Origin of the sequence: Actinoplanes sp. NPDC048791, assembly GCF_040650095.1 — a bacterium.
In the GTDB taxonomy this organism is placed as follows: domain Bacteria; phylum Actinomycetota; class Actinomycetes; order Mycobacteriales; family Micromonosporaceae; genus Actinoplanes.
Genome location: NZ_JBEZGQ010001029.1, coordinates 1 through 2,891, shown reverse-complemented (window position 1 = coordinate 2,891; position 2,891 = coordinate 1). Strand labels below are relative to the sequence as shown.

General features: G+C 72.5%; 1 protein-coding gene. It reads left to right on the top strand.

The features are described from left to right. Positions 1 to 14: 14 nt before the first annotated feature. Positions 15 to 2,891 (top strand): DNA repair ATPase (locus AB0C29_RS41605; protein ID WP_360832819.1); only part of this gene is annotated, 2,877 nt, incomplete at its 3' end.

The following is a 2,891-nucleotide window of genomic DNA, read 5'->3' as shown; positions in this document are numbered from 1 at the left end:
GTGCCGCGGCCTCGGTGGCCGCGGCACTGGATGCCGGCACCTACGAGGTGCTGCGCGCCCGGCTCGGTGGCCAGGCCAAGGAACTGGCCACGCGGGCCGAGGCGCTCAATGCCCGCCGGGTGGAGACGTTCGGCGGGCAGCAGATGCGGCTGCTCGGCACCGAGCGCATCCGTACGGCCAACAACTGTGTGCCCCGGGACGTCGTGCAGGTCGGCGGCGCGATGCTGTTCGGCTACAACGTGTTCATCGGGCTCAAGACCGAGACGTCGATCGACGACGTCTTCTCGGTGCACGGCTTCAGCCGCGACGGCGAGGCGTTCCGCTTCGATCCGGGCGCCAAGCTGGCCGGCCTGCTCGACGACCCGGTCTTCCAGCGCGACTTCGCCGAGCTCTACCGGTACTACCGCGAGACCCACCTGCTGCAGCTGCGCCGGCTGGAGGGTCTGCTGCTGGCGGTCTTCCAGACCGGGGCGCGGGCGGACGACCTGAAGGTGCTGCGCTGGAAGGTCGGCGTCGACGGCTCGGTGGCGTACGTGGACAATCGCGGCGAACGCGACCACGTCTTCCCGCCGTCGCACGACTTCGAGTGGACGCCGACCACCCGCGAGCAGCACGTCCTGGGCCGGCACCCGCACGTGTCCATCGAGGACGAGGTCTTCGTGGAGACGGTCGGCGGCACCCTGACCGTCAAGGTGGAGAACAACACCGAGGACGGCGAGGGCATCTTCTCCGAGCCGGTCGACGAGCCGCTGCAGAGCCTGGCCGACGCGGAGATCGCGTACGCCCGGATCGGGCCGTTGATCCTGCTGCGGGTGCTGCCGTACAAGGAGACCACCCAGCGCTACCTGATCTTCAACACCCGGACCCGGGACGTGCGGCGCCTCGACGGGATCGGCCAGGCCTGCCAGCGGCTGCCCGAGGACCAGGGCATCATCTTCCCGGGCGGCTACTACCTGGCCACCGGGCTGGCCAGGACGTTCGACGCGGACGTCACCGACCTCGAGTTCGAGCGGGTGGTCCGCTCGGTCAACGGCGAGGACGTGCTCTACGTCTTCCACGCGCGGGCCTCGGGGCGGTATCTGCTGCTGCCGTACAACGTGATCCGCAAGGAGGTCGCCACCCCGATCACCTGCCACGGGTATTCGCTGTTCGACGACGGCACGCTCATCGCGTTCCGGCACGTCACCGACGAGCCGACCCGGGTGCACCCGATGCAGGTGTGGCAGACGCCGTACGTCTCGGACACGTACGCCGCGGCGCAGCCGGTCGGCACCGGACCGCTGGACCGGGTGGGCAACGCCGACCTGGTGCGCGGCATCGCCGACACCCTGTCGGTGGCCCGGATGGTCGACGAGATGACGCCCTCCGGCGCGGTCTTCGAGGCCATCATCGCCGCGTGCGGCCGGCTCTTCGACCACTACCACTGGCTCGGCGAGCGCGAGCTGGGCGACCTGCGCACCCCGCTGTCGGAGGTCCGCGCCACCGCCGAGCAGGTCCTCGACGAGTACGAGTCGGTGCAGGAGCTGACCACCCAGGCCGCCACCGCGGTTGAGGAGGCCGCCGCCGCGACCACCTCGCTGATCCGCCGGGCCCGGGGTGAGGTGCCCACCACGACCGACGCCTGGATCCGGCAGCTCGCGTCGCTGCGCCAGGCCCAGGGCCGGATCGTGACCCTGCGCGAGCTGCGCTACGTCGACCTGGCCCGGCTCGACTCCCTCGAGCACGACCTGGCCGCCGAGGTGGATTCCACCGCCCGCCGCGCGGTCGAGTTCCTCCAGCGCGCGGACGCCTTCGCCGGCTACCAGCAGTCGGTCGAGCAGCTGGTCACCGACGCCGCCGGGATCGCCACCGTGGCCGAGGCCGCGCCCGTCGGCGAGCGGCTCACCGAGCAGGCCGACGGCCTCCAGGTCGTCACCGAGGTGGTCGGCGGCCTGGACATCGCCGATGCCACCGTGCGGGTCGCCATCCTGGAACGCATCGGCGAGGTGCTCGGCGGCGTCAACCGGGCCCGCGCCACTCTGGACGCCCGCCGGCGCGAGCTGGCCTCCGTCGAGGGCCGGGCCGCGTTCGCGGCGGAGTTCACCCTGCTGGGCCAGTCGGTCACGGCCGGGCTGGCCGCCGCGGACACCCCGGAACGCAGCGACGAGCAGGTCGCCAAGCTGATGCTCCAGGTGGAGGCGCTGGAGTCGCGGTTCGGCGACTTCGACGACTTCGTGGACCAGCTCAGCGCCAAGCGTTCCGAGGTCTACGAGGCGTTCGCCGCCCGCCGGCAGTCGCTGCTCGACGACCGGGCGCGGCGCGCCGACCGGCTGGTCGACTCCGCCCAGCGCACCTTGGCCAGCGTGCAGCGCCGGGTCGCCGCGCTCGGCACCCTCGACGAGGTCAACACCTACTTCGCCACCGATCCGATGGTCGGCAAGCTGCGCTCGGTCGCGGGCGAGCTGCGTACCCTCGGCGACACCGTCCGGGCCGAGGAGCTGGACGGGCGGGTCAAGGCCGCCCGGCAGGAGGCCGGCCGGGCCCTGCGGGACCGCCTCGACCTGTACGGCGCGGACGGCAACACCATCCGGCTGGGCCGGCACACGTTCGCGGTGAACACCCAGGCGATCGACCTGACGCTGGTGCCGGACGGCGACGAGCTGGCGTTCGCCGTCACCGGCACGGACTACCGGGCGCCGGTCCGGGACGCCTCGTTCGTGGCCACCCGACCGTTCTGGAACCAGACGGTGGTCTCGGAGACCGCCGCGGTCTACCGCAGCGAGCATCTCGCCGCCGCTCTGCTCGCCGACGATCCCGCGGGCGTCACCGCGGCCGCCGCCGACGGCACGCTGCTGACCGTCGTGCGCCGGGCCGCCGAAGCCCGCTACGACGAGGGCTACGAGCGCGGTGTC